The following is a 26,006-nucleotide window of genomic DNA, read 5'->3' as shown; positions in this document are numbered from 1 at the left end:
ACTGTTGTTACAGTCACGCTAAAACAATTATTTTGCTAATGCAGCTTTTGCTTGTTCAGCAACGGCAGCAAATGCAACTTTGTCGTGAACCGCTAGATCAGCTAGAACCTTTCTATCTAGATCAATTGATGCTTTTTTCAAACCATCAATTAAACGGCTGTATGATAATCCGCATTCACGAGCTTGTGCGTTAATACGAGTAATCCATAATGCACGGAATTGACGTTTTTTCTGGCGTCTATCACGGTAAGCATACTGACCCGCTTTAATCACTGCTTGTTTGGCAACACGATAGGTACGACTACGGGCACCGTAGTAACCTTTCGCTTGGGCCATTATTTTCTTATGACGCGCTTTGGCAGTCACACCACGTTTAACTCTTGGCATTTTCTATTCTCCCCTTAACTACCGTGCAACATACGTTCTGCTAAACGTGCATCGCATGCTTTCAAACTACTCGCTCCAACGCGTAATTGACGTTTTTGCTTTGTAGACTTCTTGGTGAGAATATGGTTTCTGTAAGCGCCACGGCGTTTTACTCGACCACTTGCTGTTTTAATGAAGCGTTTGGACGCTCCACGATGTGATTTTAACTTCGGCATAACATATTACTCCGCATTTGTTCTGCTACTTAGTTTTCTTGGGTGATAATACCATCAGTAATTGTCTTCCTTCGCGTTTTGCATGTTGTTCAACAACAGCAAACTCAGCAGTATCCCGTTGAATACGCTCCAGAATCTTCATACCAAGTTCTTGGTGCGCCATCTCACGACCACGAAAACGCAGCGTAATCTTGACCTTATCACCATGATTGAGGAAACGGATCAGGTTGCGTAGCTTGACCTGATAATCTCCATCTTCCGTCGTAGGACGGAATTTCAGCTCTTTAATCTGAATTTGCTTTTGCTTTTTTCTAGCTTCAGCTTGTTTTTTACTCAGTTCAAAGAGAAACTTTCCATAATCCATAATACGGCATACAGGAGGTTTGGCTGTTGGGGAAATTTCCACCAAGTCCAAGCCGCCTTCTTCCGCAGCGCGCAGGGCTTCACGTGTTGATACAATTCCTGCCTGATTACCATCGACATCAATTAAGCGTACCTCAGGTACATTGATCTGTTCGTTAATTCGTGCGCGATCACTTTCACGCTTAGTCGGTGCACTAATGGCTTAATCTCCCCTACTGGTTAATTGGATATTGATCCCTTATGGGCAATTTCTTGCATTAAGGTATCACAAATTGTATCTATTGTCATCACACCCAAGTCTGCACCTTCGCGGGTACGCACAGCGACTTGGTTTGCTTCGACTTCTTTGTCCCCGATCACTAAAAGATAAGGGACTTTTTGTAAAGTATGTTCGCGAATTTTAAAACCAATTTTCTCATTTCTCAAGTCAAAGTTGGCACGAACCCCTCTTTTTTGTAAAATTTGGGTTACTTTTTCAGCATATGCGTTTTGTTTTTCACTAATCGTTAAAACTACGGCCTGTACTGGAGACAACCATAGAGGTAATTTGCCAGCATAATGCTCAATAAGGATTCCCATAAAGCGCTCAAAAGATCCTAAAATTGCGCGATGCACCATTACTGGGGTTTGCTTGCTGCCATCTTCAGCTATATAGCTCGCGTCTAAGCGGCCAGGCATCGAGAAATCGACTTGTATCGTTCCACATTGCCAGATTCGGCCTAAACAGTCAGAAAGCGAACACTCGATCTTTGGACCATAAAAAGCACCCTCGCCCGGAGCATCAACCCATTCGATATTGCGGTCTTTCATCGCCTGTTTTAAAGCATCTTCAGCTTTATCCCAAACCTCATCGCTACCGACTCGTTTTTCGGGTCGTAATGCGAGGCGGTATTTAATTTCATGGAAACCAAAATCAGCATAGACTGACTGCACCAATTGCAACATCATATCTACTTCAGATTGAATTTGATCTTCGGTACAGAAAATATGGGCATCATCTTGCACCATATTACGTACTCGCATTAAACCATGTAATGAACCTGATGGTTCACAACGATGGCAGTTACCAAACTCAGATAATCTTAAAGGTAAATCTCTGTAGCTTTTCAAGCCTTGGTTGTACACTTGCACGTGGCAAGGACAGTTCATAGGCTTTACTGCATAATGGCGATTGTCTGTTTCGGTAACAAACATTTCATCTCTAAAGTTAGCCCAATGGCCTGACTTTTCCCAGAGAACGCGATCAACTAATTGTGGCGTCTTAATTTCTTGATAACCAAAATCCACTAAGCGTGAACGCATGTAACGCTCAAGCTCTTGATAAATAGTCCAGCCTTTAGGATGCCAAAAAACCATCCCAGGAGCGATATCTTGAAAATGGAAGAGCTCAAGACTTTTACCTAATTTACGATGGTCACGTTTTTCAGCTTCTTCAATGCGGAACAGATAATCTGCTAAAGATTTTTTATCTGCCCAAGCCGTACCATAAATACGCTGTAGCATTTCATTATTGGAATCGCCACGCCAGTAGGCGCCAGCTACTTTCATTAATTTAAATGCTTTCAAGAAACCCGTCGAAGGCACATGGGGGCCACGGCATAAATCTTCAAAATCACCTTGCTTATAAAGAGAAAGCACTTCATCGGCGGGAATGTCAGCAATAATCTTCGCCTTATATTCCTCGCCTATACTATTAAAATAGCTAATTGCCTCATCGCGTGGCAACTCTCTGCGGCTCACAGGATAATTAGCCTTAGCCAACTCCATCATTTTCGCTTCAATTTGCTCTAAGTCTTCCGGCGTAAATGCTCGTTGGAATGCAAAGTCATAATAAAAGCCATCTTCAATCACAGGACCGATGGTTACTTGGGCTGTAGGAAAGAGACTTTTTACTGCTTGCGCCAATAGATGCGCAGTAGAGTGGCGGATAACCTCTAGGCTATCCTCTTGCTTTTCAGTAATGATAACTAAAGAACAGTCATTCTCAAGAAGATAGGAAGTATCAACCAAACTTGAATCAACACGACCAGCTAAAGCTGCTTTTGCCAACCCAGGACTAATACTGTGAGCCACATCATAAACAGTCAGAGGCGCTTCAAAATGTTTTACACTTCCATCAGGTAATTTAATGTTTGGCATGATTAGTATCCGTATGTCCGTCGATCACTGTATCTCAAAAAAAAACCCTGCAGAGCAGGGCTTAACATAATCTGAAAATAACTACAATCTAAGCGCAATATATTCTACACTTAATAAACTTAAAAGAATTCTGTTATATTGGTAGGCACGAGTGGGATCGAACCACCGACCACCACCATGTCAAGGTGGTGCTCTACCACTGAGCTACGTGCCTATAAAAAGACCTGCATAAAGCATAGTTAGGCAGTATATAATAGTGCTTGTTGCAAAGCAACCTATTATTTACACTATTGAAGCAATTAACCATTTGACTTTTTGACAAAGAAAATACATAGTGATCGTCTGTTGTCTAACTTATAAGAATAATAATCATGGCAATTAACCCCATAAGTACTATTGTAAATTGGTTCAGAGGCACAAACACAACCTTACGATCGTTTTCAAATTGGTATCAAGAAAATAACTCCTTCCTAGATACTCCCCTCGCATCCCAAGAGTGGGATAAACAGATTTCTAAAGTACGAGTCCGAAAAGCACTTGCTACCAGCACCGAAAAAACCGTCCTTTGCCAACAAGTTGAAACCCGTCTAGCACAAGACTATGCAGACTTGTTAGATATTCAGTTAAGAAGCGCTTTTCAAAAACTAGAAGTAAATGACATAGCAAACCCGGTTGGGTTTTCTGACATCAGCCACGGCAGTATCAACATGCAAAATTATTTTCAGTGCTACAATGTAATGGATAAATTCATTGAGGCTGATATTACCGGACATGCTAAAAGAGCGACGAAACTGCATGCCTTCGAACGCTGGGTAGAAGTTGCCAACATTCTTCTTAACCAACATCAAAATTATGAGGCATTCACCTTAGTTATGTTGCGCTTATCTGTAGTAGAAACTGATTTAAAAAATTTAGTAGGCTTAGCAGATAGCTCCAGAGATACCTATGATGCGCTTCGGGTATACATAAGCCCTCTTGGAAACTTCAAACAATTAAGAAAGCATATGGAGGACAATAATGATCCGAAAGTGCTTAGACCAAGCTTTTTATTGTCAAAAGACATATTGTTTCTCAATGAGACTCTAGGAAAACATAAAAACCTGAAGAGTTCCGAAATCAAAACAACTCATGAAAGCTATGAAAACATTAAGAAAAAAGAAGAGATTCTTGCCCAATTTGTTGCTACACAAAGCACAGAAGTTAAAAAGCAACCCTCTCATTTACAAGTAACTTATAAAATTCTTGAAGAGCAATATCTTGCACAAGCGGAGTTACAGCAACGTAACGACCGTTTAGCGAACGAGAACGCAAAACCAACGACAAGACCACGAAGAAATTCTGCCGATGCAGAACTTCCTAAAAAGAAAACTGAACCGATGGTTGAAGAAAAAGGACATAAAAGACAGCGCAGTAAATCACTTGATTCTGGACTCGCCCCCAAACCAGAAGTCACCGCACCAAAAGAAACCAAAAAACACTCTAACAGCAAAGTAGGACTTACCTTCTGGCAACAACCAGGCGGTACCGAACTAGATCGTATGACGGAAATTCATCGTGAATTTATACGCATATTAGGAATGGGTGTATAAAAACCACTTAAATATTTAAGTAGCCTGGTTGCTCGCAACCAGGGCTTCCTTAAACAGCAATCAAATTAAATAGAATAATGTTAGGTTCAGAAACAGTCTAAATCCGATGACCAGCAGAAAGACGTTCTGTTTCATCTTCCGGTTCTTTACGCGCCGACCTCACCTCAGACATAAAAAATCTAACTTTTGAGAACCATCCTTTATCCCAACCTGGATTATCTGCACTGGCCTTTTCCAGCGCCCCCCAATTTGTCTCAGTTGGTTCATTAACCTAGGCTTGGATAACTTTCATAACAGCCACTTTGGGTTGATGAAGAGCATCGGTATCAGATCCTTTATCATATCTATTCAAATAAGATTGAATCGCGATGTTTATTTGGTTTTTTATTTGTTTTAAACCAGTGCCTATATCATTAAATTTTTGATTATTTGCATCAAGTTGCTTAATTAAATACTCTAATTCGGTGCTTTTATATTGAGGGGTCAGATTCTTGCCATACTCTCCCTTTGCAGCCAGGAGGAACTCCCAATCACTTATTGTCGGATTAGACCTATCGCAATAGATTTTTAGCGCATCATACAAATTATTAAGCGCCGTCTTAACTGTTTTTTTCGTATTAATGAAACCTAAGTTAATAAAAAAGAAAGGCCTGAATGATTCCTATCATTCAGGCCTTGATTTTGCGAGGTTAACCGCTATGGTTAAACCACTATTCCTGTTTGTTGAACTGTTCATGACACGATGTTCCATCGGGTGCCATATTTTTCCATGTATTTTGGACTTTGGTGAAATATTTCCGTAAATTTCAGAGCCATTATAACGCTTAAGTTTCCAATGTCAACACTTAATTTCTAAACGAAACCAAAAGTTTCCTTTCAATATAAAAATTTGCAGGATGAGCCAGTCTTTGTTACAATTCAGCACAGTTTCTACTCTATAAATTTATTGCGCGCCCATGGAAAAAGTTGATTTAACAAAACAATTTGCATACCGCTTACGTGATGCCATGATCGCTGCAGGCTTTAACTCGCAACGCTCTACTTCTGGCGTTTGCATTCATAAATTATCAGAAATTACCGGTTATTCATTACAAATTTGTCGAAAATACCTTCGCGGCGAAACCATACCTGAGCCATTAAAGCTGGTTGAAATCGCTACGAAACTTCATGTTTCGCCAGGCTGGTTATTATTTGGTGACTCTCATGATGATCGCGGTTTAGAGCAAGATAAGGTATCAATTAGTAAAACATTACTGCACTATATTTTCACCAAGGCAGCAAATCTATATAATAGCTCGCTTATGGAACAAGAAGTCTCTGACTTCTTAATGGAGTTGATAAATGACGTAAGTTTAATCAATGCCAATGAAGAGCAGTCAAAAAAAATTATTGATCTGGCTTTAGCTTCAGTGAAGCATTTTAGCCGGCCGCAAGGAACTTGAAAATAAGAATGGTTTTATGGAAAATTGTCGTAATGAAGTAACGCGTCATCCAGAGTTACTGGAAGTCCTTTTTGCATTTAGGAGCAAAGTATCTTCGGTATTCCGAGACGTTTTAGGCATACATGAAATTGATCATATCGCCTTTGCCCGCATCAATAAACATAATCAACTACTAACCTTATCCTCAACACCCGCGATGGAGTTTAATTTATTTAATAGTCCACTTTGGCGTTATGATAAAAGTTATAGGCATCAATGGTTTGAATTATGTGTACAGGATTATTGGCAAAACTTATACGACTATACGCGTTACGATGAGCTGTATTATTTAAAACAAATCAAACACGCTTATCCAATAGGATTAAGCCTTGCGGCCAAAATGGGCGAAGAATATCTTATCTATTCGTTGGCCAGTCGAAAATCCTGTGCGCATACTCGTGAACTATTTGCGAATCAACATGAAGACTTTTATAAAATTGGGCAATATTGTTCAAACAATCTAATCCCTCTTTTAAATACCTATGATCATTCATCCACATCCCTACTACCCATTACAGGTTGAACTATGAAACACCAAAATAAATCAATACTCGGCGGCCTTATGGGGAATGTCGTAGAAGCCTATGACATGTCTATCTGTTATTTTATGGCAACGGAGATGTCTCGCTACCTTATTGGCGATAACAAAGGCAGTCTTACTGTTGTTTTATCTTTAATCTTTATTGCTTATTTAGCCAAACCCTTAGGCGCATTCATCCTTGGTTTATTTTCCGATTTATATGGGCGTAAAAATGTCCTTATGGTATCAATCCTGATTATGGGGATATCCACTGCTCTAATCGGTGTTATTCCAGGATATCAACACATAGGTCTTGCCGCAGCAGGCTTATTATTAACCTTGCGCATCATCCAAAGTATGGCTTTAGGTTCTGAGTTTTTGAACTCAGCGTCATTATTAGTTGAAAGTGGCGACAACCAACAACGTGGTTTTCGTGGCTGTTGGTCTTCTGTTGGTGTAAAAGCAGGTTATTTACTTGCATGTTTAGTTGTTGAAAGTATGCGCTATTTTGCTGATGCTCATCCAGAAATAGATTACCTCTGGCGTATTCCATTTTTATTTGCCTTGCTGACAACAATTATTGGTTTTGCGATCCGAGCTAAGATGCCAGAAAGTCTGGCCTATATTGTCTATTATGCGAATCGAGCTAAACCTACGACCCGAGATATTTACAAACAATCGTTAAACTACGTCAAAAAATATCCCTTTATGTTCCATTATGCGTTTTTCTCTAGTTTTCTTTCAGTAACCACTGGCTTCTTTTTTTATCTCTATATTCCGCTGCACGCAATTCAATACGCACATCTTTCTCGTTCATTAATTATGACGTCAAATACCCTGGCTCTGGCCTTAGTAACGATACTAATCCCTATTTTTGGTTGGCTCTCTGATAAGCAAGACCGTTTAAAAATGCTCACTTTTGCCAGCAGTGGTTTATTAGTGCTTGCTTATCCATTTATGTACGGTATTAATTATGGAAGTGCAGGTTATTATATTTTAATGCAGCTGCTCATCTCCATTCCCTGTGCATGTTATTATAGTGTTGCAACGGTATTACTAACCGAATTATTTCCACTGCAAATACGTTGTACGGCTTTATCGATTGTCTATTCAATTGCAGCAAGCTTAGCTGCAGGAGTGCCGCCACTACTTTCCGATTATTTAGCGCGCACAACCAAAATGCCAAGCTCCCCCAGCCTAATCATTATTGTGTTGGCGGCTATAGTATTAACCAATATTAAAATTTTGGCACAACGATATCGTCTCGGTAAAAACCAATATGCGAGTACGTCCATCAAGGATGAGTCGCCAGTGTTTAGTATTCAGTATAATTGAGCATTACTCCCGTATTAGGCTGTGCCAATACGGGCTACGATTCCATGAAGCCAGCGGATTCAAACCTGGTTATACTAATTATTCATCAACAACTAATGAGACTACAGGGGTTATTGCTTTGATTGCTTGCTCAATATCTTGCATTAGATGAGGCAAATGGCTTTCTTCCGCTTCATTTAATTTCAATTCTACCTCGGCACGTAACGTCTTTAATTTGTGATCAAGTTCAAGAATTTTTTTACGTGTATCTGTATCAATTTCATTTAGGAAAAACGGCATACCTATCTTCATGAATACGCTCCAAATAAAAAATACTTTTTAATGTAGGTTCTGGATAAGAATTCGCACGTTTATCTCTTCCGCCAATTGACTCAACAATGCTATCATTGGCCTTTTTGCAGGCAGTGAGTTGTATGTTGTTACATTTTCTTTTCATCATGGGCATTTGTGTCGAGGCGGTTACAGGTGCATTAGCCGCTGGCCGCAAAAAAATGGATTTTTTTGGTGTCATGCTCATTGCATGCATTGCAGCACTTGGTGGTGGCACTGTACGAGACTCGCTATTTAATACCTACCCATTGACGTGGGTACTTCATCCAGAGTACCTATTATACACGTCCTTATGCGCATTTCTCACTATTTTTATTGCCCATTCACTGATAAAAATTATGAAACTCTTTTTAATCCTTGATGCGCTTGGCTTATCGACCTTCGTTATTATTGGCACTCAAAAAGCATTAAATCATGGCTTATCCCCAAGTATTGCGGTCATTAGTGGTGTTATTACCGGTATTTGTGGTGGGATGCTGCGCGATATTTTATGCAATGATATTCCGTTGGTGCTAAGAAAAGAATTGTATGCGGTTATCGCTATTGGTGGGGCCTTACTCTTTATTACACTGAATTATTTTCAAGTTGCAGAAAACCTCAGTGTGATTATTACCTTGATAAGTATCTTTATTGCGCGTCTTTTAGCTATTTTCTTCCATATTGAAATACCCATTTTTGATTATTCGGAAAGTATTAAGAAACGCCGAAGCGAATAGAATTTTTTCTGGATTACATTAAGCCATTTCGCCGTTGCTAAGAGCACTGTGACGAAACAACCTGGGAGTGCGAGGCACCGAACCCGAGGTTGCTTCACCTCGCTGGCAATGACAATAGGTCAAGCCGCGAAAATTTGCGGCAATACGAAATTACTCTACTTCTTTAACGGAAAGAATACTTACTTCTTCAACTGGAACATCGGCATGGCCCATGCTTTGTCCAGTTTTTACTTTGGCAATCGCATCGACAATATCCATACCTTCAACTACTTCACCAAATACACAATAGCCAAAACCTTGCATTGAATCAGCCGTGTAATTTAAGAACGCGTTATCAGCGACATTAATGAAAAACTGTGCTGTTGCAGAATGTGGGTCCATCGTCCTTGCCATAGCAATCGTGCCACGCTTGTTTGGCTTGCCATTTTTTGCTTCATTTTTTATTGGGCTTTGTGTTTGCTTTTGCTCCATATTGGAATCAAGACCACCGCCTTGGATCATAAAGCCAGAAATGACGCGATGAAAAATTGTGGTATCGTAAAACCCACTACGCACATAACTTAAAAAGTTCTCTGCTGTAACTGGAGTATTTTCTGTATCTAACTGAAGACGAATGTCACCTTTAGATGTGCTAATAACTACCATTATTTCTCCTGTGAATTAATTACCAACTCGCGCATTTTATCACAAACATCATGCATCACATGGATATTGTGAATCGTCGCCAGGGCAGTGAAAAGATTAGACTTCTGTTTTATTAAGTGGTGCAAATAAGAGCGTGAATAATTACGACAGGTATAACACGTACAGTCCGGCATAATCGGTGACATATCATCAGCAAAGCATGATTTCTTAATTTGAATACGCTCATTCTCATACTCACTGGTAAAACGCAACCAATTTCCTTCTTGTACTAACTTACCGCAATACAAAGCCCCATGTCGTGCGTTACGCGTTGGCGCAACACAGTCAAACATATCGATTCCCTCTGCAACTACATCCAAAAGATCTTGAGGGGACATACCCACCCCCATGGTATAACGCGGTTTATTCTCAGGCAAATAATCGCGTACCCAACGAATTACTTCAACCGTTGTGTTCATGTCAAAACCAATGGTCTCACCGCCAATAGCAAGTCCATCAGTATTCATAGATGCAACAAAATCAGCGCTTTCACGTCGTAAATCCTTAAACGTGCCCCCTTGAATAATGCCAAATAACGCTTGCTGGTAACCATAACGTGATTCGGGGTATTGCTGATGATAATCAATTGATTGTTTTAACCAGCGATGTGTACGCGTCATAATATGACTCACTTCATCTTTAGTGCAGCTATCTGGCGTACATTGGTCAAAAGCCATAATAATATCGGCACCAATAATCTTCTGAGTCTCTAAAGACATTTCCGGAGTCATATGGATTATCCCCTGTTTGCCAGGCAAGACAAAATGAGCACCCTCTTCATCAATGGTACAAATTTCTTTATTTCTGGACAAACTAAAAACTTGAAAACCGCCGCTATCCGTTAACATAGGGCCATGCCATCCCATAAAAGGATGCATTCCACCGGCCTTTTCAATGACCTCCATGCCTGGAGCACACAACATGTGATAGGTATTACCACCTAAAATAATTTGGCTATGAGCTGTTTGTAACTCAGCTGGCATCATATTATTCACCCCTGCACGAGTACCAACAGGCATAAATACAGGTGTAATAAATTCACCATGGGCAGTAGTAACACGGGTAACTCGGGCTTTGGTGGCCGAATGCCGATACAGCACTTCGCAAGAAAAGCTTTTCATTGTGTCAAAAATAATTCAAAAGAAGGCGATGATAGCTAACTCGACCTCAGATTACCAGTAAAGGATACTCAGAAATATTAATCCCTCATCAATCTATGATAAAATCATGCGCTAATTTGAACGAGGAGCATCATTATGCCATCGCAATTCATGGTTGATATAGAAGGAACTGAACTATCTCATATAGAGCGGGAGCTTTTAGCGCACCCTAATGTAGGTGCAGTAATTTTGTTTACCCGTAATTTTATTAATCCGGAACAACTCGCACAGTTGACGGGTGAGATAAGAAGAATTAATCCCGCTCTTTTTATTACAGTAGACCATGAGGGAGGCAATGTTCAAAGGTTTCAACGTCAAGGATTTAGCTCTATTCCTGCTGCCCGCTCCTATGGGAAGGTTTATGATCTGCATCGGGAGGTCGGTTTAGCCCATACTCACGAATATGGAAAAATCATGGCGCAAGACCTTTTAGCGCATGATATTGATCTGAGTCTCGCCCCCATATTAGATCTAGAAGGAAACAGTCGTATAATTGCTGGTTTAGATAGAGCATTTCATTCATCTCCAGATGCCGTTACAGACTTAGCCGGCGCCTTTATTCAAGGCATGAACGATGCTGGCATGCCTGCTGTTGGAAAACATTTTCCCGGCCATGGCTCGATTGTATCAGATTCACATATTGCGATGCCTACATCCTCAGCATCACTAGAGGAATTAGAAGCAAACGATTTAAAGCCCTTTAGTGAACTAATCAATAAAGGCTTATTAACCGCGGTGATGCCTGCTCATGTAACCTATGAGGCTATTGATAAAAATAACCCTGCTGGTTTTTCCAAGATCTGGTTGCACGATATTCTACGCACTAAGTTAGGATTTAAAGGCTTAATCTTAAGTGATTGCTTAAGTATGAAAGGCGCGGACATTGGTAATTTAAAAACTAGAGCAGAACGTGCGCTTAAGGCGGGATGTGATATGTTGATCGTATGCCACCAACCTCGCGAATTATTATTGGAATTGATGCGCTCCCTCTCTGTTGAACAGACACCTGAATCTGCTGCCCGCATTACCGCATTCAAAAAACAAATGGTCCGTTTTTCTAAAAGCCATATTTCACCCTATTCCTTGTATGAGAAAGAATCTGTTGATGAAGTTCAGATTATTGCGGGACCTAATGATGCGTTTAATAAGACGGTAGAAATTTAAGAGATATCGATAACACCATCCATAGCCCGTATTAGACAAGGTCGAAATACGGGATAGCCTAGTGCAAAATCCCCCTATTACGCGACGCAGATACGAGTTACATTCTTGAATACATCCTATCAAAACGAGAGCGATGGGTATTCCAAAACAAAAACAGCCCCATAACAATCATAAAAATAAAATACATAGCACTCCAACCTGCCATAGAAATACCTAGCCAATGCCAAGTAGCTTCAGCACATTCCCCAGAACCCCATAACAAGGTTTGCGCCACAGTTTTCCATGGAAAATAACGAATCATAATATCCAAACCAGGCATGCAAGCAGGCACATTTCCTGCTGGCAATGATTGTAACCATAGCTGGCGTGAAGCAAAAAATAAGCCTAAAGCGGCAAAAAAGATCATCCATCCGCTAATTGCATGTGCCCTCTTTTGAGTACGAAAACTTAGGCTCATAACTGCCAACAGGAAAAACACACAAAGGCGTTGCATCATGCATAAGGGACAAGGCACCAAACCCACAACGTATTGAAAATACAATGAGGCGAACAGTACGAATAAAGTAACTATTGCATTGAACGTTTGAATTCTTCTGAAATTTAATTTTGTCATGATCTTGGCAACATATAAGAAATTGCAGCGTTCAGATCATCCTCACTGCACTTAAAACAAGTTCCTTTTGTAGGCATCGCATTTAAACCCTTTATTGAAGAAGCAACTAAATCACTTAATGTTCTACCGGCTAAACGAGGTTTCCAATCTTGTTCATTGCGAAACTTAGGAGCACCCGCCAATCCATCTTTATGGCATACAATGCAATACTGCTCGTAAGTTTCTGCACCAGGCTCTTTTTTGGCGGGCGTTGCCACCGTTTTATGTTCCGAGCCGGGTTGTTCTTGCACTGAAACTTGACCTACGGGTTGAATTCTTAATTGCGTTTCCTGTCGCTCTGTATCACTATCTGCATACCCTGCAAATGAGAAAAAAGACAATAACATCACAACAGACCATTTCATACCCATACACCTCTAAAACACAATTTAAAAATCATACCTATAAGTAAGCTTTTTTTCCAGCATACCGGATAATTATTCATTTATAGGACCTAAGGTCAACAGTTGCTGAAAATAGGCTATATTAAAAATAGTACAATCAAAAGGAACTGATATGGACAACACAGAAAAGATGCAGATTCCAATGGCTGATTCATTACAACGTCATTGGGGATGGCTGTTAGGACTAGGAATAATACTTCTGATTATTGGTACTATTGGTTTAGGCATGGACATTATGCTGACCTTAGTAAGCATGTATTTCTTTGCGGCCATGCTGTTAGTCTCAGGTTTATCGCATTTTGCAGATGCGTTCAAATACCAAAAATGGAAAGGCGCTGTTTGGCAAATTCTTATCGCGCTGTTATACGTTATTGCGGCCGGTGTTGTGTTGTACGATCCCATTCTTGCTTCCGCAGTAATTACTGCCATGCTAGCCTGGCTACTCATTATCATCGGCGTAACTCGCATCTCAATGTCTATTTCTTTAAGAGATACTGAAGGTTGGGGCTGGATATTATTTGCTGGTATTACTTCACTGATTTTAGGAGTTTTAATCCTCATCAAATGGCCGATGAGTAGTTTATGGGTTATTGGTATGTTCATTGCTATTGACATGATTGTTAGTGGTTGGACTTATATTTTCATGGCCCTTGCACTACGTGCTGGTTATAAAAAATAAGCAATTCTTAACCTGGAGAAGGCGCAGCCCTAATCCAGGTTACATTTCTTGACGTCAAACTCACGCTCATGCAAATAAAATGCTATGATAGCGCATCATTAAATAAGTCGTTCTAATTATCTATGAATATCAAAACGCTACGTATTGCAACACGCCAAAGTCCTCTTGCTTTATGGCAAGCCAACCATGTGCGTGATTTGCTATTAGCACAATGGCCCATGCTAAAAGTTGAGCTTGTGCCGATGACCACATCTGGAGATAAATTTCTGAAAGATAAGCTACTTGCCGTAGGAGGCAAAGGTTTATTTGTGAAAGAATTAGAAGAGGCATTATTGGATAAAAGAGCAGATATCGCTGTTCACTCATCAAAAGACATGCCAGCAGAATTTCCTAAAGGCCTAAGCCTGGTGGCTATTTGTAAACGCGATAATCCCTTTGATGTCTTAGTCAGTAAACAATACAGTAGCCTGCAAGATCTTCCCCCCCAAGCCATTGTGGGAACAGGAAGTCTCAGACGTCAATCACAATTACTAGCGTACCGACCTGATTTATACATCAAACCCTTACGTGGAAATATCAATACCCGTCTCGCTAAATTAGAATCCGGAGAATATCAAGCCATTGTATTAGCGGCCGCAGGCCTTGAGCGCATGGGATTTACTGAGGCAATTCGCGAACAAATTCCTGAACATATTATGCTTCCAGCTTGTGGTCAAGGAGCATTGGCTATTGAGTGTCGAACCGATGACCTGGAAACCCAAACCCTAATCGCTGGACTTAATGACCCTACCTCCGCTATTTGTGTACACACTGAACGCCAGGTGAATGCATTATTGGGAGGAAACTGCCATGTGCCTTTAGCTGTTTTTTGTGCGCCAGTCGCAACCGATCAAGTGATGTTGCGTGCAAAAATATTAAACGAGGATGGTACGCAAATTCTTAGCAATCAACAAACAGGAGCACTGGAGGATGCACCACAATTAGCCAAGCGTTGTTCTCAAGAACTACTTGCTCAAGGTGGAGCAGAACTTCTGGCGTCGATTCCTAAATGAGCCGTTCACTCCATGGGTTACGCGTATTAAATACGCGCCCTCAAGAACAAGCTTTGCACTTAAGTGAGAGCATTCGGGCAGCACAAGGCATAGCCATCGAATTACCCACGTTGGAAATTCGAGCAATAACTGATTGGCTCCGCCAATTGCCCGATTTACACAACGTACAACAAGCTATTTTCATTAGTGCCAATGCCGTTAAACACTGTTTTATGCAACTGGAACAAGCTCAAATTCATTGGCCATCAACCATCGAAGTCATTGCAATAGGTAACGGTAGCGCAACACTACTTAAGCAATTTAAGGTACAGGTACATGCCACGCCCTTAATGCCAGATAGTGAACATTTATTGGCATTACCTAGCCTACAACACCCCAAAAAACAAACGATTCTTTTATTTAAAGGGGAAGGTGGGAGACCACTTATTGAAGAAAGCTTGTTGCAACAAGGCGCTGATTTAATTGCATTAAATGTTTATCAACGTGCCCTGCCAAAAATAAATGCCCAATTTATAAAATCAATATGGCGCGATGATTTAGTGGATATTATACTGTTAACTAGTGAGCAGTCCATGCACCATCTTTTTCAGTTATTTCCTAAAGATGCTCATCATTGGCTGCGCAATAAAACATGCCTGGTTATTAGTGAACGCCTGGCTCAAAGTGCCTCCTCATTGGGAATAAAACATATTATTCGTAGCCATCCCGAGGGGATAATGAATGCATTGTTTGACTCTGTTATCAAGGATTAATTTATGACCAATGGCAATGAAGAACAAAAAAAAGCATCAGAAACACAACCCAAACAGACTACGGAGCAAACAAATAGCCCGTCAATGAAAAACCAAAGCGCCCCTGCAAAAACAAAATCGACCATGGTCGTTGGAGCGGTGGTAATTGCTATAGGTGCTCTTACCTCATCACTGTATACGTTATCACTTAATAAGCAATTGCAAGCGCAATTAATTAATCAGAGTCGTCAAAATAGTCAAGTAAACAGGCAATTAGATAAGTTAGAACAAAATGAAGATAAGACTCAAGCACAACTTGAAGCTAAGAGCAATATGCTTGAAGAAACACGCTCTACGCTACAAAAGCAATTTGGCGAATTAAACAAACAATTGCAAGCCGCTATGAGCGAGCGATTTTATCAGAATCAAAATTGGCTGTTACTCAAAGCTCGTTATTATCTCGAGTTAGCGCAAATCAATGCCCACTGGAACAACAGCTTTGATGCAACCATTAGCTTATTGCAACAATCAGACCAGTTATTACTGCAATTAAATGATCCTAAAATTTTTGAGATCAGACAAGCAATAGCTAAAGACATCGCTGAATTAAAAGCAACTCCCAAAATGGACATTGCAGGAACACTAAGCCAATTAGATGCAGCACAAAATAGCCTTGTGGATTTAAGTATTGCTTCAACTTTAAGTGATATGAAACCCGCGTCTCCAGCAGCAGAAACACCGTCTAACCCTGAAAAAAAACCATCGGTCTGGCGTCTTCGCTGGCAAGATAGTATGGATGTTTTAAGTAAGCTGGTAGTTATTCGTCGTAACGATGAACAGATTAAACCATTGATCTCCCCCGCTCTTGAAGCAATACTCAAGGAAAACATTCGCCTAGATCTGCAACAGGCACAATGGGCTGTGCTCAATAATAATACAGAGGTATATCAATTGGTGCTCAATCAGGCAATAAAAACCCTGAAAAAGAACTTTAATGAAAATGCCGCCAATACCGCAGCACTAATAAAAAAACTAAATGAACTCCAACAAATTCAGTTAACACAAAAAAGACCTGATGTTGGTATTAACTCCTTGCCCTTATTAAATCAATTAATTGATTCCAAAGAGCCGGCTGCCAAGCCGGCCGATAATGAAGCACAGGGAGGAACCGCACAATGATGCGTCTTTTTATTGCGTTTTTCATCTTACTAGCCGCGATCATTTTAGGAGTACAGCTCAATAAAGATCCGGGCTATGTATTAATTGCTATAAATCATTGGACCGTTGAAACTACTTTGTGGATTATGATTTTAGGTTTAATTCTTGCATTTCTTATCGTCTATTTAGTTGTCCGTTTATGCCACAAAGTGACTCGTGCCCCTAAGGCGATGAGTCGTTGGCACTCTAAGCGCTTAGCACAAAAAGCTCAAGCTATTACGCGTAAAGGATTAATCGAATACAGTGAAGGATATTGGGATAAGGCGAAGAATCATTTAATTCAGGCCCTGCCAAACACAGATACCCCACTATTAAATTACTTAACTGCCGCTCGTGCGGCGCAAAAGATGGGAGATAGTCAATTACGTGATGACTTTCTCCGTGAAGCACAACAATCCATGCCCGAAGCAAAAATTGCCGTTGAGCTTACCCAAGCACAATTACAATTGGCAAATCATCAATGGGAACAGGCATTAGCCACGCTAAGACACTTACATGATATTGCTCCACGTCATCCTTATGTTTTAAAACTACTCGTACAACTGTATCAAGAAGTTCGTGATTGGCCTCAATTGATAGCCTTACTACCTCGCTTGAAACGATATAATGTGATTGAGCCACAAGAGTTTGAAGCTCTACAGCATAGTGCTTATTTGCAAGCACTAGTGGATATAACAAAGCAAAATCAGCCTGAGGCAGTAACTGAGTTATTTAAATCATTGCCAAAACCATTAGCCGCGGATCCCAATATTGTTACAGAGTATGTACGTTTCTTACTCAAAAACAATGAGCATACCAAGGCCAAAGAATTATTACGCCGCAACCTGCGTAAGGAATTTAATCCTCAACTCGTTACCCTTTATGGCTCATTACCCAGTGATGATAGTCAACTCGCCTTTGCCGAAAGCCTATTAAAAAAACATGCACACTCAGCTGAACTTTATTTATGCTTAGGACAATTATGTATTAATCGTCAGCTATGGGGTAAGGCGAAATATTATCTTGAACAATCGAATGAAATCGACCCCACACCTTTAGCATATATGACGCTAGGCAAGCTACAGGAAAAATTAGGTGATGCCAGTCAAGCTTGTGATAGTTATAAAAAGGGATTGGCGTTAACAACGCATCATGTATTGGTGTGAATATCCATGAACCGCCTCTCAATCCCCGCATCCATGTCGCGGGGATTCCTAGTAGTTCAAGCGCTAGTCAGAGGAGTTTATAGAAAATTAGGGTTATGACAATTGTCATTGCACGCTGATTGTGTCTTTTCTACTTGAATGGTTACATGTTGAATACTAAATTCGTGTCTTAACTGTTCAGTCCACTCCATCCGTGATTCATCATTTAATTCGATTTCGGGCATGTATAAATGCACAGACATTGCATTTTCCTGGGTGCTCATTGCCCATATGTGCAAATCATGGAAACCATCAACCCCTGGTTTCGCTAGCAAAAACTCGCTCACGGCAGACCAGGAAATATTCTCTGGTACTCCATCAATAATGAGGCGGAAACTATTAACAAATAAAGACCAAGTCCCTTTTAAAATAATCACCGCAATCAATAAGCCGACAACAGGATCAATCCAGAGCCAGCCCGTAAAGTAAATCAAGGCAGCCGAAACCACGACACCAACGGAAATTAATGCATCATAAAATAAATGCAGATAAGCACTCTTGATATTAAGATCATCTGTGCCACGCATAAATAAAAGCGCGGTTGAAAAATTAATGACAATACCAATACCGGCCACGATCATAACTGATACCGCTTGAATTTCCGCAGGAGAAAATAATTTATACATTGCTTCTGTAGCAATAATACCGCAAGTGAAAACTAACAGAATTCCATTGGCTAGAGCAGATAAAATAGAGGTTTTTTTCAGTCCATAGGTAGCTTTCATCGTAGGGGCTCGTTTCATTAGACTTGTAGCAACCCACGCTAAAACCAAACTCAACACATCCCCTAAATTATGGAATGCATCAGCTAATAAACTGGTTGAATTTGATAAGTAAGCAAACACAATTTGCAAAATAACAAATAGACCATTCGCAATAATTGCAATTAAAAAAGCTCGATCATAGGTAACTGGACCATGCGAATGAGCATGGCTATGATGATCATGGCCGTCACCGTGTGAATGTGTACTCATAAATCCTCTTTATTTTCTGCCTCGGCGGCATTGTAATAATTAATCCCTATTTTAATGCGATTGCGTTCCTTTTGCCGGCGCCAAGCATTGGTATCTCTTAATGAATAGACACAACCACAATATTCCTGCTTATAAAACTCCTCACGCTTAGCAATTTCATACATACGCGCTGCACCACCATTTTTCCGCCAATTATAAGTCCAATAAACCAGTTCGGGGTAATGAGCGGCTGCACGCAGACCACTATCATTAATTTGGTTCATGTCTTTCCATCGGGAAATGCCCAAGGAACTACTAATCACTGGAAAACCATGCTCATGAGCATATAAAGCCGTACGCTCAAAACGCATATCAAAACACATGGAGCAACGTTTACCTCGTTCAGGTTCCCACTCTAAGCCTTTGGCACGTTCAAACCAATTATCTTTATCATAATCCGCATCAATAAATGGGATATTATGTTTTTCGGCAAACTTTATATTTTCCTGTTTTCTAATTTCATATTCTTGAACAGGATGAATATTAGGATTGTAAAAAAATATTGAAAAATTAATTTCTGAACTGATCAGAGCTTCCATTACCTCACCAGAACAAGGTGCACAGCAGGAATGCAGTAATAATTTATCTGCTCCATTAGGCAATTCCAATCGTTCTCTTTCTATCATGGTGTTACTTCCGGTAAATTTATAAAATGCTGGCGATAATAAACCAATTCGGCAATTGAGTCTTTAATATCATCTAAAGCAAGATGTTTTGATTGCTTATTAACACCATTTAATAATTCAGGTTTCCAGCGAATTGCTAATTCTTTAAGAGTACTTACATCTAAATTACGATAATGGAAAAAGGCTGCTAATTCAGGCATGTATTTATATAAAAACCGGCGATCCTGGCATACACTGTTACCACACATCGGTGATTTTCCTTTATCAACGAACTGTTTTAGAAAATTAACAGTCTCTTGCTCGGCTTGTTTCTCATCAACGGTGCTTTCTAGAACTCGCGCCACCAAACCAGATTGGCCATGCTGCCGGGTATTCCATGAGTCCATCGCATCTAATTCAGCCTTTGGTTGTGAAACTGCGAAAACGGGGCCTTCGCCAATAATATTTAAATGCGGATCCGTCACGATTGTAGCAATTTCAATAATGCGATTTGCTTCCGGATCTAAACCCGTCATTTCTAAGTCAATCCAGATTAAATTATGATTGTTTTTCATTTGTATTCCAGGAGTTTAATATTAAGTCAACACAGGCTACTCGATGTTGGTGTAAAGCATGTTTAATCGCCTCACCAGTATAACCCTGCGCTATTATAGTTTGTACATTTACCTTAGCACATTCTGCTAATATGCCGCTCCATAGCTTAGCTTGTCGATAATCAACCTTCCGTCCACATCCTTCGGCATCCGCCTGACAGGCAATGAGCATATTATAAAAAAGCTGCGGGCGTCGAAACGCATCCGCTTGCTCTAAAACTTTTACTATAGTCGCTGCACGTAACTGCGATAAGCGATGAATAGTTAAATGAAACCGGGAAACGGTCATTGCCAATGTACGATATTCATTTGGAATTCGCAAACGCGTACATAAAGCATCAATAATTGGAACACCGCGCTCTTCATGTCCATGATGGCTAGGCCAATTCGACATAGGTGAGCTGGCTTTCCCTAAATCATGAACTAAGGCAGCAAAACGAATCACTGGATCCGTTGTTAAAGCAACCGCCGCTTGTAAGACCATGAGCGTATGCACACCACTATCCACCTCATGGTGATAACGATAAGGATTAGGAATCCCAAATAAAGCATGTAGTTCTGGGAGAATGATACGCAATGCATCACAAGCACGTAAAGTACTAATAAATTGTTCCGGATTTCGCTCTTCCAAGCTTCGTTGCCATTCCTGCCAAACTCGTTCTGCGACTAAATGCGCTAACTCGCCATTGCGCACCATAGAATACATTAAAGAACGCGTTTTATCTGCTACCCTAAAACCTAAATGATGAAATCGCGCCGCAAAGCGTGCGACACGTAAAACACGTACAGGATCCTCAACAAACGCAGGGGAAACATGTCGTAAGATTTTATCACGTAAATCCTGCTGCCCCTGATAAGGATCAATTAATTGTCCATGTTCATCCATAGCCATGGCATTAATCGTAAGATCGCGACGAGCCAGATCTTCTTCTAGGCTAACCGTATTACTGAAGTCACAGGTAAACCCATAATAACCGGGCGCCGCTTTGCGTTCGGTTCGCGCTAAAGCATACTCTTCGTTAGTTTCAGGATGTAAAAATACCGGGAAATCCTTCCCCACCTGTCTAAATCGTTTTTTTAGTAATTCATCAGGGCTAGCACCAACTACCACCCAATCCCGCTCTTTTACGGGCAGATTTAACAATTGATCGCGAACAGCGCCACCAACTAAGTAGACTTTCATTATATGTAATTTACCTTCATACTGTTTGAATAAAAGTATTTGTTAATTTTGCGCTTTAAATTTGCAATAATGGTAATGAATTTTGTTCTATTATCCAATAATGCACAAAATTAAAAAAAACTACACTAATTATAATATAGATTGCAATCATGAGTAAAAGACGTATTAACAAACAACAGTCTGCGCGTATTGAAAAAATTCAACAAACGTATCAAACGAATAAAGAAAACCATGATAATTTAATGGATGGTCTGGTTATTACTCGTTTCAGTCGTCACGTAGAAGTTGAAGATAATCAGGGCGCGCACACTCGCTGCTCTATTAGGCCTAATCTTGAAACATTAGTTGCAGGTGATCGCGTGGTATGGCAAAACGAAGGAACGGCTCAAGGGGTGGTCTTAAGCCTTTACCCAAGAAAAAGTGTGCTTGCCAAACCAACGGGGGCAGGTGTAGTAAAACCGGTGGCAGCCAATATTACTCAGATCATTGTTGTTATTGCAGCGAAACCCGAAATTTCCTGGCCACTTCTGGATAGCTATTTAGTGATGGCAGAAACACTACAATTACCGGCGATCATACTTTTAAATAAAACCGATTTGCCGTGCACAGAACTTAAAGAACAATTACTAGTAGACTATCATCAATTAGGTTATCCACTCCTGTTTACTAGCCAAGATGATGTTGAGGGTATCGCTCAATTAAAAAAAGTATTAGATCACCAAGTAAGTGTCTTTGTAGGACAATCCGGGGTTGGTAAATCATCGTTAATTTCTGCCATTTTACCCCACGAGGAAAACATCGCGACCGGAGCTATTTCTGAGGTTTCTGAATTAGGACGACATACCACCAGTAATTCACGCTATTATCATATCCCTAGTGGTGGAGCCCTAATTGACTCGCCCGGTGTTAGAGAGTTCAGTTTATGGCATATCGATGCGGCAGAGATTGCCCGTGGTTATAGCGAATTCCGGCCATTTTTATCACAATGTAAATTTAGAAATTGCACCCATAAGGATACACCTCACTGCGCAATTATAAAGGCAATGCAAGATGGCCTCATTGCGAAAAAAAGGTATGAAAACTTTCTTAAACTTTGTGCACAATATACATCTAAAGAATAACCCTCTCCTCTTTATGGAATATGTTAATTCTCTATTCGTGAGGAGCATAACAAGGAAGCAATCAAGAAACACAAAGCACAGCCCCCTGGATTGCTTCACTCCGTCCACAATGAGGGAGGAAGAATACTCAAATAATACTCCGTGCGAGAAATATAGTGACAAAGCAATCCAGAGAGGTGAATACCTAGGCCCTCATCGCTGAGGCCTGTTATTTGCTGTGATTAACTTGGTTGCCCTATGGGATCAACCCTAGTTTCAGAGTCTTTGATACTTTCACTCTTGTCTGCACAGCTTAAAATTGGATTTTTCAAATCAAATAAGAAGCGTCGGATTTTTCCTTGTACCTCATTATCTAGATGTCCTAACTCCAATTTAGTAGCATATTGTTCAATTACTTCGATTAGATGAGTTGCGCCCAAAATAAGTGCCGGATCAATATCATAACAAGGCTCCGCTTGGAAAAAGGCAAGGGATTTGTCAATCGGTTGATGATAACCCAATTCCACCAAACGGCTGTTGATATGGACTATGCAATTATTTAAAAAATCTGACTCAATTCCATCAGCCGATACGTCATCACCTGAAGTCATGAACATCACTACAGTATGGCATTGCTGTTCGCTTAGTTTCGAAAGAAATTGTGAAAATAATATATTAACGCGTAACTCTTTTCTAAAATCCCCCTGTTCCTGAGTATATGTAGTCACTAACTCATCCAAAAAGTTTGCAATTTGCTTTTTAAACGGAGTATCAGTTTGAATGAATTTTAAGAGTCGATGAATAATTAATTCTGGAGGATACCAATAGCCATCAATCTCTGCCAAAGAAGAAATATGAGCCTTTTTCAGCCAATCACGGGAGGTGCCTGTTCTAATTTTTCGTGCCCAATGAGCATTCTCTTTTACTAACGATACAATTTCATTCTTGATGACATTATAATATGCATGGATATAATTAGGCTTCTCAGAGTTAAATACTTTTAGCAACTTCGTATAGATGCCAGAAAATTCATTCGGAATCTCATTTTCTTGATCCCAGGTAAATATTTCTTGTCCTTTATAAACAAAAATACCTAAATCGAATTTAGTCACAAATAGTGATACTAGCAGCCGACAACAGTTAATATATGCTTCAACCTCATTTTCGGGTGTATGAACGACCTTTTTTTGTTCTTCAAGATAAAATGTTCTTAAAACATTATTCTTAGATTCTAACTCCGGCTGAATGCTAAATAATAATTTGCTTATAGCTAACATTTCTTGTTCTAGATTAAATTGGTTCGCATCAAAAATTACAATCAAGACATCCAGTAAATAATGTTCTCGTCCCTTATAAAAAACCCGCTGCCCATATAAGGAGTTAACATTCGATACTGGGTTATTGTATAGCTGCTCGAAAAATTTACTAGCCTCATTTTGAAAAGCACTAAAATCTTTGTCCTCAAGTTTTAAACAAATATAGTGCTCAACTAAATCAAATAAGGGAGCTAAAAAACTTATTGGAAACTCACCGTCGTGAGCACTGCGTGCAAATACTTTTCTTTGTAGGAAATCCCAAAAACTTGTGAAATATTCTGTTACTGTTTGTCTCTCATTTGTTTGAGTTGGGCTATCCTCAATGTCAGTTACGATAGAAAAAATCGAGTTAACTTTGCAACGTTTTAAACTACTTAATTCATCCAACGTAAAAACAACCGCCGCCTCTACATTCTTGCTTGTTACAAGTTTAAGCTCATGATCTAATAAGTAATCGCAAAGGCTTCTTTTACGACAGAGAACAGTCCCGTTATTTGCTAAATAAAAATTAGTCATTGTTTCCGTCTGGGTTAATGCTGAGCCATCATGAGGATCCTTATCATTGGTAATCGTACTCATTAGAATTTTTAAATATGGAATACCAGCATGTTTACCCAGTTCTTTTGCCAGACTAACCCATTTTAGCTCTATTGGTGAATTGCTTAGAGTGTAATCATGATCCTTGCCGCGCACAGCCTCCCAACGCATAGTAAAACACTCTAGTAAAAAAACAATATCTGACCTATCAAGAAGCGTTTCCGTAGGTTTACTGAAAAAATATGTGTTAATTTTATCAAGAAGAACGGCATCACCTTCAGCCTGGATCGCTTCTTCGCGTAGTTCATTAAGACATTCCGATACTCGTTGGACTTTCATAAAATTTATTATTTATCCTAAATGGAAATAACTTAAACTAAAGGGGGAAAAAAATCAACTTTTGATTGATAAAATGACTTTACAATCAACTAATTGAGCAAATATGGAATAGATAGACTTTCATTTAACTATGTCCTTGATTATTGGCAATTCATTCCACGCTTATTTTAATTAGTTTACAGACATACAAATATTAACTATTAATATTTTTTAGCATTCTCTACTTGCGTGCAACCAGTATTTTTCTGCCTGGGGTGGTTCGTATAGCCTGGTGTTAAATCAATATAACTTGCAACCTGATTATTATTTCGTTTATTAGAGATAGCTTGAGGCACCGTACTCTGGATTGCTTCCCTGTGTTTGCCATGACGGAGGTTCTGGATTATTGGCAAAAGGTGGCCTGGTTGCTTGCAACCAGGTTTTCCTTATGAGCGGGATTTTCTTTTAATTGCGTTCAGCCATATGGGGTTATGTGCCGTATGGGATATCTATGTTGAGACATGGCCGAACCTACACGTCATTGTCGCGTCGTGTGGTGTCAAAAGGAATTAAATTGTGTTGGTGTTGATTTTTTTGATTTTGATGGTTCAGAAACAAAAAAAGCGGCTAAAAGCCGCTTCTCTGTTCTTAATAAAACCCTGGCGATGACCTACTTTCACATGAGGAGACCTCACACTATCATTGGCGCATGTCTGTTTCACTTCTGAGTTCGAGATGGATTCAGGTGGTTCCAGACCGCTATTGTCGCCAGGAAAACTCGTTTTATGCTCATTGCAGCCATTATACCGCAATTTCGCATTAGGTAAATAAAGAGTGCGCTTTTTTTTTGCGCTTCGTAACACTCGCTATTCTGTAGTGCTTTGTTCCCAAAGCAACTCAGATTATATGGTCAAGACAATCAGCCAATTAGTACAAGTTAGCTTCACACATTACTGCGCTTCCACACCTTGCCTATCAACGTCGTAGTCTTCAACGGGCTTCATGGGAAAACTCATCTTGAGGGAGGCTTCCCGCTTAGATGCTTTCAGCGGTTATCCCGTCCGAACTTAGCTACCCGGCGATGCGACTGGCGTCACAACCGGTACACCAGAGGTTCGTCCACTCCGGTCCTCTCGTACTAGGAGCAGCTCCTCTCAATTTTCCTACGCCCACGGCAGATAGGGACCGAACTGTCTCACGACGTTCTAAACCCAGCTCGCGTACCACTTTAAATGGCGAACAGCCATACCCTTGGGACCTGCTTCAGCCCCAGGATGTGATGAGCCGACATCGAGGTGCCAAACACCGCCGTCGATA

General features: G+C 40.2%; 27 protein-coding genes, 1 tRNA gene and 2 rRNA genes (1 of these 30 running past the window's edge). 12 read left to right on the top strand and 18 right to left on the bottom strand.

Features of this window, described 5'->3' with window-relative positions; genetic code table 11:
- Nucleotides 1-27: 27 nt before the first annotated feature.
- The 5 genes from rplT to J2N86_RS02890 form a co-directional block, all read right to left on the bottom strand.
- Entirely contained in the window at nucleotides 28-387 is a 360-nt protein-coding gene (gene rplT, locus J2N86_RS02910; protein WP_133136559.1) for a 50S ribosomal protein L20, read from the bottom strand.
- 14 nt (nucleotides 388-401) lie between these two features.
- Entirely contained in the window at nucleotides 402-602 is a 201-nt protein-coding gene (gene rpmI / locus J2N86_RS02905; RefSeq protein WP_252580873.1) for a 50S ribosomal protein L35, read from the bottom strand.
- A 25-nt stretch (nucleotides 603-627) separates the two neighbouring features.
- On the bottom strand, nucleotides 628-1,164 hold the full coding sequence (gene infC, locus J2N86_RS02900; protein WP_252582328.1) for a translation initiation factor IF-3: 537 nt from the start codon (nucleotides 1,162-1,164) through the stop codon (nucleotides 628-630).
- A 20-nt stretch (nucleotides 1,165-1,184) separates the two neighbouring features.
- The gene (thrS, locus tag J2N86_RS02895) at nucleotides 1,185-3,104 is read right to left on the bottom strand and encodes a threonine--tRNA ligase (RefSeq protein ID WP_252580871.1); all 1,920 of its coding nucleotides are present in this window, start codon (nucleotides 3,102-3,104) and stop codon (nucleotides 1,185-1,187) included.
- A gap of 139 nt (nucleotides 3,105-3,243) precedes the next feature.
- Nucleotides 3,244-3,318, bottom strand: a tRNA-Val gene (locus J2N86_RS02890).
- A gap of 157 nt (nucleotides 3,319-3,475) precedes the next feature.
- Here J2N86_RS02890 and J2N86_RS02885 point away from each other — a divergent pair.
- On the top strand, nucleotides 3,476-4,693 hold the full coding sequence (locus tag J2N86_RS02885) for a RasGEF domain-containing protein (RefSeq protein WP_252580869.1): 1,218 nt from the start codon (nucleotides 3,476-3,478) through the stop codon (nucleotides 4,691-4,693).
- A gap of 271 nt (nucleotides 4,694-4,964) precedes the next feature.
- Here J2N86_RS02885 and J2N86_RS02880 read toward each other — a convergent pair whose 3' ends face one another.
- Entirely contained in the window at nucleotides 4,965-5,276 is a 312-nt protein-coding gene (locus J2N86_RS02880; RefSeq protein WP_252580868.1) for a hypothetical protein, read from the bottom strand.
- A 373-nt stretch (nucleotides 5,277-5,649) separates the two neighbouring features.
- Between J2N86_RS02880 and J2N86_RS02875 the strand changes: the two genes are divergently transcribed.
- Genes J2N86_RS02875 through J2N86_RS02865 form a run of 3 tightly spaced genes read left to right on the top strand, consistent with a single transcriptional unit; the run spans nucleotide 5,650 to nucleotide 8,029 of the window.
- A complete protein-coding gene (locus J2N86_RS02875) occupies nucleotides 5,650-6,135 on the top strand; it encodes a helix-turn-helix domain-containing protein (protein WP_252580866.1) in 486 nt (161 codons plus the stop codon).
- Between the two features lie 16 nt (nucleotides 6,136-6,151).
- Nucleotides 6,152-6,697, top strand: a complete 546-nt coding sequence (locus J2N86_RS02870; protein ID WP_252580865.1) for a hypothetical protein — start codon at nucleotides 6,152-6,154, stop codon at nucleotides 6,695-6,697.
- 3 nt (nucleotides 6,698-6,700) lie between these two features.
- The gene (locus J2N86_RS02865) at nucleotides 6,701-8,029 is read left to right on the top strand and encodes an MFS transporter (protein ID WP_252580863.1); all 1,329 of its coding nucleotides are present in this window, start codon (nucleotides 6,701-6,703) and stop codon (nucleotides 8,027-8,029) included.
- A 78-nt stretch (nucleotides 8,030-8,107) separates the two neighbouring features.
- On the opposite strand, the gene J2N86_RS02860 is transcribed toward J2N86_RS02865, so the two are convergent.
- On the bottom strand, nucleotides 8,108-8,320 hold the full coding sequence (locus tag J2N86_RS02860; protein WP_252580862.1) for a hypothetical protein: 213 nt from the start codon (nucleotides 8,318-8,320) through the stop codon (nucleotides 8,108-8,110).
- Between the two features lie 122 nt (nucleotides 8,321-8,442).
- Between J2N86_RS02860 and J2N86_RS02855 the strand changes: the two genes are divergently transcribed.
- Complete coding sequence (locus J2N86_RS02855; RefSeq protein ID WP_252580860.1) at nucleotides 8,443-9,075, top strand: trimeric intracellular cation channel family protein; 633 nt, start codon at nucleotides 8,443-8,445, stop codon at nucleotides 9,073-9,075.
- 150 nt (nucleotides 9,076-9,225) lie between these two features.
- Here the strand turns inward: J2N86_RS02855 and J2N86_RS02850 are convergent, their stop codons facing one another.
- Nucleotides 9,226-9,720, bottom strand: coding sequence for a peptidylprolyl isomerase (locus J2N86_RS02850; RefSeq protein ID WP_252580858.1), 495 nt, complete (start codon nucleotides 9,718-9,720; stop codon nucleotides 9,226-9,228).
- Nucleotides 9,720-10,880, bottom strand: a complete 1,161-nt coding sequence (gene tgt / locus J2N86_RS02845; RefSeq protein ID WP_252580856.1) for a tRNA guanosine(34) transglycosylase Tgt — start codon at nucleotides 10,878-10,880, stop codon at nucleotides 9,720-9,722. Before tgt ends, J2N86_RS02850 begins: the two co-directional genes overlap by 1 nt.
- 135 nt (nucleotides 10,881-11,015) lie before the next feature.
- Here tgt and nagZ point away from each other — a divergent pair, with 135 nt between their 5' ends.
- Complete coding sequence (nagZ, locus tag J2N86_RS02840; protein ID WP_252580854.1) at nucleotides 11,016-12,083, top strand: beta-N-acetylhexosaminidase; 1,068 nt, start codon at nucleotides 11,016-11,018, stop codon at nucleotides 12,081-12,083.
- A 97-nt stretch (nucleotides 12,084-12,180) separates the two neighbouring features.
- Here the strand turns inward: nagZ and J2N86_RS02835 are convergent, their stop codons facing one another.
- Both J2N86_RS02835 and J2N86_RS02830 read right to left on the bottom strand, forming a co-directional pair.
- Complete coding sequence (locus J2N86_RS02835) at nucleotides 12,181-12,696, bottom strand: disulfide bond formation protein B (RefSeq protein WP_252580852.1); 516 nt, start codon at nucleotides 12,694-12,696, stop codon at nucleotides 12,181-12,183.
- Nucleotides 12,693-13,100: a c-type cytochrome gene (locus J2N86_RS02830; RefSeq protein WP_252580850.1), complete on the bottom strand. Its 408-nt coding sequence runs from the start codon at nucleotides 13,098-13,100 to the stop codon at nucleotides 12,693-12,695. Before J2N86_RS02830 ends, J2N86_RS02835 begins: the two co-directional genes overlap by 4 nt.
- A 151-nt stretch (nucleotides 13,101-13,251) precedes the next feature.
- On the opposite strand from J2N86_RS02830, the gene J2N86_RS02825 reads away from it, so the two are divergent.
- The 5 genes from J2N86_RS02825 to J2N86_RS02805 all read left to right on the top strand — a co-directional run bounded on the left by J2N86_RS02825 (nucleotide 13,252) and on the right by J2N86_RS02805 (nucleotide 17,964).
- A complete protein-coding gene (locus tag J2N86_RS02825; protein ID WP_252580849.1) occupies nucleotides 13,252-13,818 on the top strand; it encodes an HdeD family acid-resistance protein in 567 nt (188 codons plus the stop codon).
- Between the two features lie 122 nt (nucleotides 13,819-13,940).
- Nucleotides 13,941-14,870 carry a hydroxymethylbilane synthase gene (gene hemC, locus J2N86_RS02820; protein WP_252580847.1) on the top strand — a complete coding sequence of 310 codons (930 nt, stop codon included), beginning with the start codon at nucleotides 13,941-13,943 and terminating at the stop codon, nucleotides 14,868-14,870.
- The gene (locus tag J2N86_RS02815) at nucleotides 14,867-15,622 is read left to right on the top strand and encodes a uroporphyrinogen-III synthase (protein ID WP_252580845.1); all 756 of its coding nucleotides are present in this window, start codon (nucleotides 14,867-14,869) and stop codon (nucleotides 15,620-15,622) included. The genes hemC and J2N86_RS02815 overlap by 4 nt, the downstream gene beginning before the upstream one ends.
- 3 nt (nucleotides 15,623-15,625) lie before the next feature.
- The gene (locus tag J2N86_RS02810) at nucleotides 15,626-16,780 is read left to right on the top strand and encodes a uroporphyrinogen-III C-methyltransferase (RefSeq protein ID WP_252580843.1); all 1,155 of its coding nucleotides are present in this window, start codon (nucleotides 15,626-15,628) and stop codon (nucleotides 16,778-16,780) included.
- The gene (locus J2N86_RS02805) at nucleotides 16,777-17,964 is read left to right on the top strand and encodes a heme biosynthesis protein HemY (protein WP_252580842.1); all 1,188 of its coding nucleotides are present in this window, start codon (nucleotides 16,777-16,779) and stop codon (nucleotides 17,962-17,964) included. Before J2N86_RS02810 ends, J2N86_RS02805 begins: the two co-directional genes overlap by 4 nt.
- 77 nt (nucleotides 17,965-18,041) lie before the next feature.
- Here the strand turns inward: J2N86_RS02805 and J2N86_RS02800 are convergent, their stop codons facing one another.
- From J2N86_RS02800 to J2N86_RS02785, 4 genes are read right to left on the bottom strand one after another with little or no spacing between them, the layout of a single operon-like run.
- Nucleotides 18,042-18,977: a cation diffusion facilitator family transporter gene (locus J2N86_RS02800; protein ID WP_252580840.1), complete on the bottom strand. Its 936-nt coding sequence runs from the start codon at nucleotides 18,975-18,977 to the stop codon at nucleotides 18,042-18,044.
- Entirely contained in the window at nucleotides 18,974-19,642 is a 669-nt protein-coding gene (locus J2N86_RS02795) for an epoxyqueuosine reductase QueH (RefSeq protein WP_252580839.1), read from the bottom strand. The genes J2N86_RS02800 and J2N86_RS02795 overlap by 4 nt, the downstream gene beginning before the upstream one ends.
- The gene (gene orn / locus J2N86_RS02790; RefSeq protein ID WP_252580837.1) at nucleotides 19,639-20,196 is read right to left on the bottom strand and encodes an oligoribonuclease; all 558 of its coding nucleotides are present in this window, start codon (nucleotides 20,194-20,196) and stop codon (nucleotides 19,639-19,641) included. Before orn ends, J2N86_RS02795 begins: the two co-directional genes overlap by 4 nt.
- Entirely contained in the window at nucleotides 20,180-21,418 is a 1,239-nt protein-coding gene (locus J2N86_RS02785) for a multifunctional CCA addition/repair protein (protein ID WP_252580836.1), read from the bottom strand. The genes orn and J2N86_RS02785 overlap by 17 nt, the downstream gene beginning before the upstream one ends.
- Nucleotides 21,419-21,567: 149 nt before the next feature.
- On the opposite strand from J2N86_RS02785, the gene rsgA reads away from it, so the two are divergent.
- Nucleotides 21,568-22,539: a small ribosomal subunit biogenesis GTPase RsgA gene (rsgA, locus tag J2N86_RS02780; RefSeq protein ID WP_252580834.1), complete on the top strand. Its 972-nt coding sequence runs from the start codon at nucleotides 21,568-21,570 to the stop codon at nucleotides 22,537-22,539.
- A 221-nt stretch (nucleotides 22,540-22,760) separates the two neighbouring features.
- On the opposite strand, the gene J2N86_RS02775 is transcribed toward rsgA, so the two are convergent.
- From J2N86_RS02775 to J2N86_RS02765, 3 genes are all read right to left on the bottom strand, one after another.
- Nucleotides 22,761-24,710, bottom strand: coding sequence for a hypothetical protein (locus J2N86_RS02775; protein ID WP_252580832.1), 1,950 nt, complete (start codon nucleotides 24,708-24,710; stop codon nucleotides 22,761-22,763).
- A 636-nt stretch (nucleotides 24,711-25,346) separates the two neighbouring features.
- Nucleotides 25,347-25,462 (bottom strand): 5S ribosomal RNA (gene rrf, locus J2N86_RS02770).
- A gap of 133 nt (nucleotides 25,463-25,595) precedes the next feature.
- A 23S ribosomal RNA gene (locus J2N86_RS02765) occupies nucleotides 25,596-26,006 on the bottom strand; it runs 2,489 nt beyond the window's last position.

It is taken from the genome of Legionella lytica (assembly GCF_023921225.1).
GTDB classification, from domain to species: domain Bacteria; phylum Pseudomonadota; class Gammaproteobacteria; order Legionellales; family Legionellaceae; genus Legionella; species Legionella lytica.
Note: the sequence above shows the minus strand (reverse complement) of the source record. Positions and strands in the feature narration are given on the sequence as shown.

Bases quoted from the DNA above. Each gene is read 5' to 3' on its own strand.
- J2N86_RS02825 (WP_252580849.1), top strand. From the start codon at position 13,252: ATGGACAACACAGAAAAGATGCAGATTCCAATGGCTGATTCATTACAA.
- J2N86_RS02875 (WP_252580866.1), top strand. From the start codon at position 5,650: ATGGAAAAAGTTGATTTAACAAAACAATTTGCATACCGCTTACGTGAT.
- J2N86_RS02775 (WP_252580832.1), bottom strand. From the start codon at position 24,710: ATGAAAGTCCAACGAGTATCGGAATGTCTTAATGAACTACGCGAAGAA.
- J2N86_RS02865 (WP_252580863.1), top strand. From the start codon at position 6,701: ATGAAACACCAAAATAAATCAATACTCGGCGGCCTTATGGGGAATGTC.
- tgt (WP_252580856.1), bottom strand. From the start codon at position 10,880: ATGAAAAGCTTTTCTTGCGAAGTGCTGTATCGGCATTCGGCCACCAAA.
- J2N86_RS02855 (WP_252580860.1), top strand. From the start codon at position 8,443: ATGTTGTTACATTTTCTTTTCATCATGGGCATTTGTGTCGAGGCGGTT.
- rsgA (WP_252580834.1), top strand. From the start codon at position 21,568: ATGAGTAAAAGACGTATTAACAAACAACAGTCTGCGCGTATTGAAAAA.
- J2N86_RS02800 (WP_252580840.1), bottom strand. From the start codon at position 18,977: ATGAGTACACATTCACACGGTGACGGCCATGATCATCATAGCCATGCT.
- orn (WP_252580837.1), bottom strand. From the start codon at position 20,196: ATGAAAAACAATCATAATTTAATCTGGATTGACTTAGAAATGACGGGT.
- J2N86_RS02835 (WP_252580852.1), bottom strand. From the start codon at position 12,696: ATGACAAAATTAAATTTCAGAAGAATTCAAACGTTCAATGCAATAGTT.
- J2N86_RS02885 (WP_252580869.1), top strand. From the start codon at position 3,476: ATGGCAATTAACCCCATAAGTACTATTGTAAATTGGTTCAGAGGCACA.
- J2N86_RS02810 (WP_252580843.1), top strand. From the start codon at position 15,626: ATGACCAATGGCAATGAAGAACAAAAAAAAGCATCAGAAACACAACCC.
- rpmI (WP_252580873.1), bottom strand. From the start codon at position 602: ATGCCGAAGTTAAAATCACATCGTGGAGCGTCCAAACGCTTCATTAAA.
- hemC (WP_252580847.1), top strand. From the start codon at position 13,941: ATGAATATCAAAACGCTACGTATTGCAACACGCCAAAGTCCTCTTGCT.
- J2N86_RS02860 (WP_252580862.1), bottom strand. From the start codon at position 8,320: ATGAAGATAGGTATGCCGTTTTTCCTAAATGAAATTGATACAGATACA.
- J2N86_RS02805 (WP_252580842.1), top strand. From the start codon at position 16,777: ATGATGCGTCTTTTTATTGCGTTTTTCATCTTACTAGCCGCGATCATT.
- J2N86_RS02850 (WP_252580858.1), bottom strand. From the start codon at position 9,720: ATGGTAGTTATTAGCACATCTAAAGGTGACATTCGTCTTCAGTTAGAT.
- J2N86_RS02830 (WP_252580850.1), bottom strand. From the start codon at position 13,100: ATGAAATGGTCTGTTGTGATGTTATTGTCTTTTTTCTCATTTGCAGGG.
- J2N86_RS02870 (WP_252580865.1), top strand. From the start codon at position 6,152: ATGGAAAATTGTCGTAATGAAGTAACGCGTCATCCAGAGTTACTGGAA.
- J2N86_RS02815 (WP_252580845.1), top strand. From the start codon at position 14,867: ATGAGCCGTTCACTCCATGGGTTACGCGTATTAAATACGCGCCCTCAA.
- nagZ (WP_252580854.1), top strand. From the start codon at position 11,016: ATGCCATCGCAATTCATGGTTGATATAGAAGGAACTGAACTATCTCAT.
- rplT (WP_133136559.1), bottom strand. From the start codon at position 387: ATGCCAAGAGTTAAACGTGGTGTGACTGCCAAAGCGCGTCATAAGAAA.
- thrS (WP_252580871.1), bottom strand. From the start codon at position 3,104: ATGCCAAACATTAAATTACCTGATGGAAGTGTAAAACATTTTGAAGCG.
- J2N86_RS02795 (WP_252580839.1), bottom strand. From the start codon at position 19,642: ATGATAGAAAGAGAACGATTGGAATTGCCTAATGGAGCAGATAAATTA.
- J2N86_RS02785 (WP_252580836.1), bottom strand. From the start codon at position 21,418: ATGAAAGTCTACTTAGTTGGTGGCGCTGTTCGCGATCAATTGTTAAAT.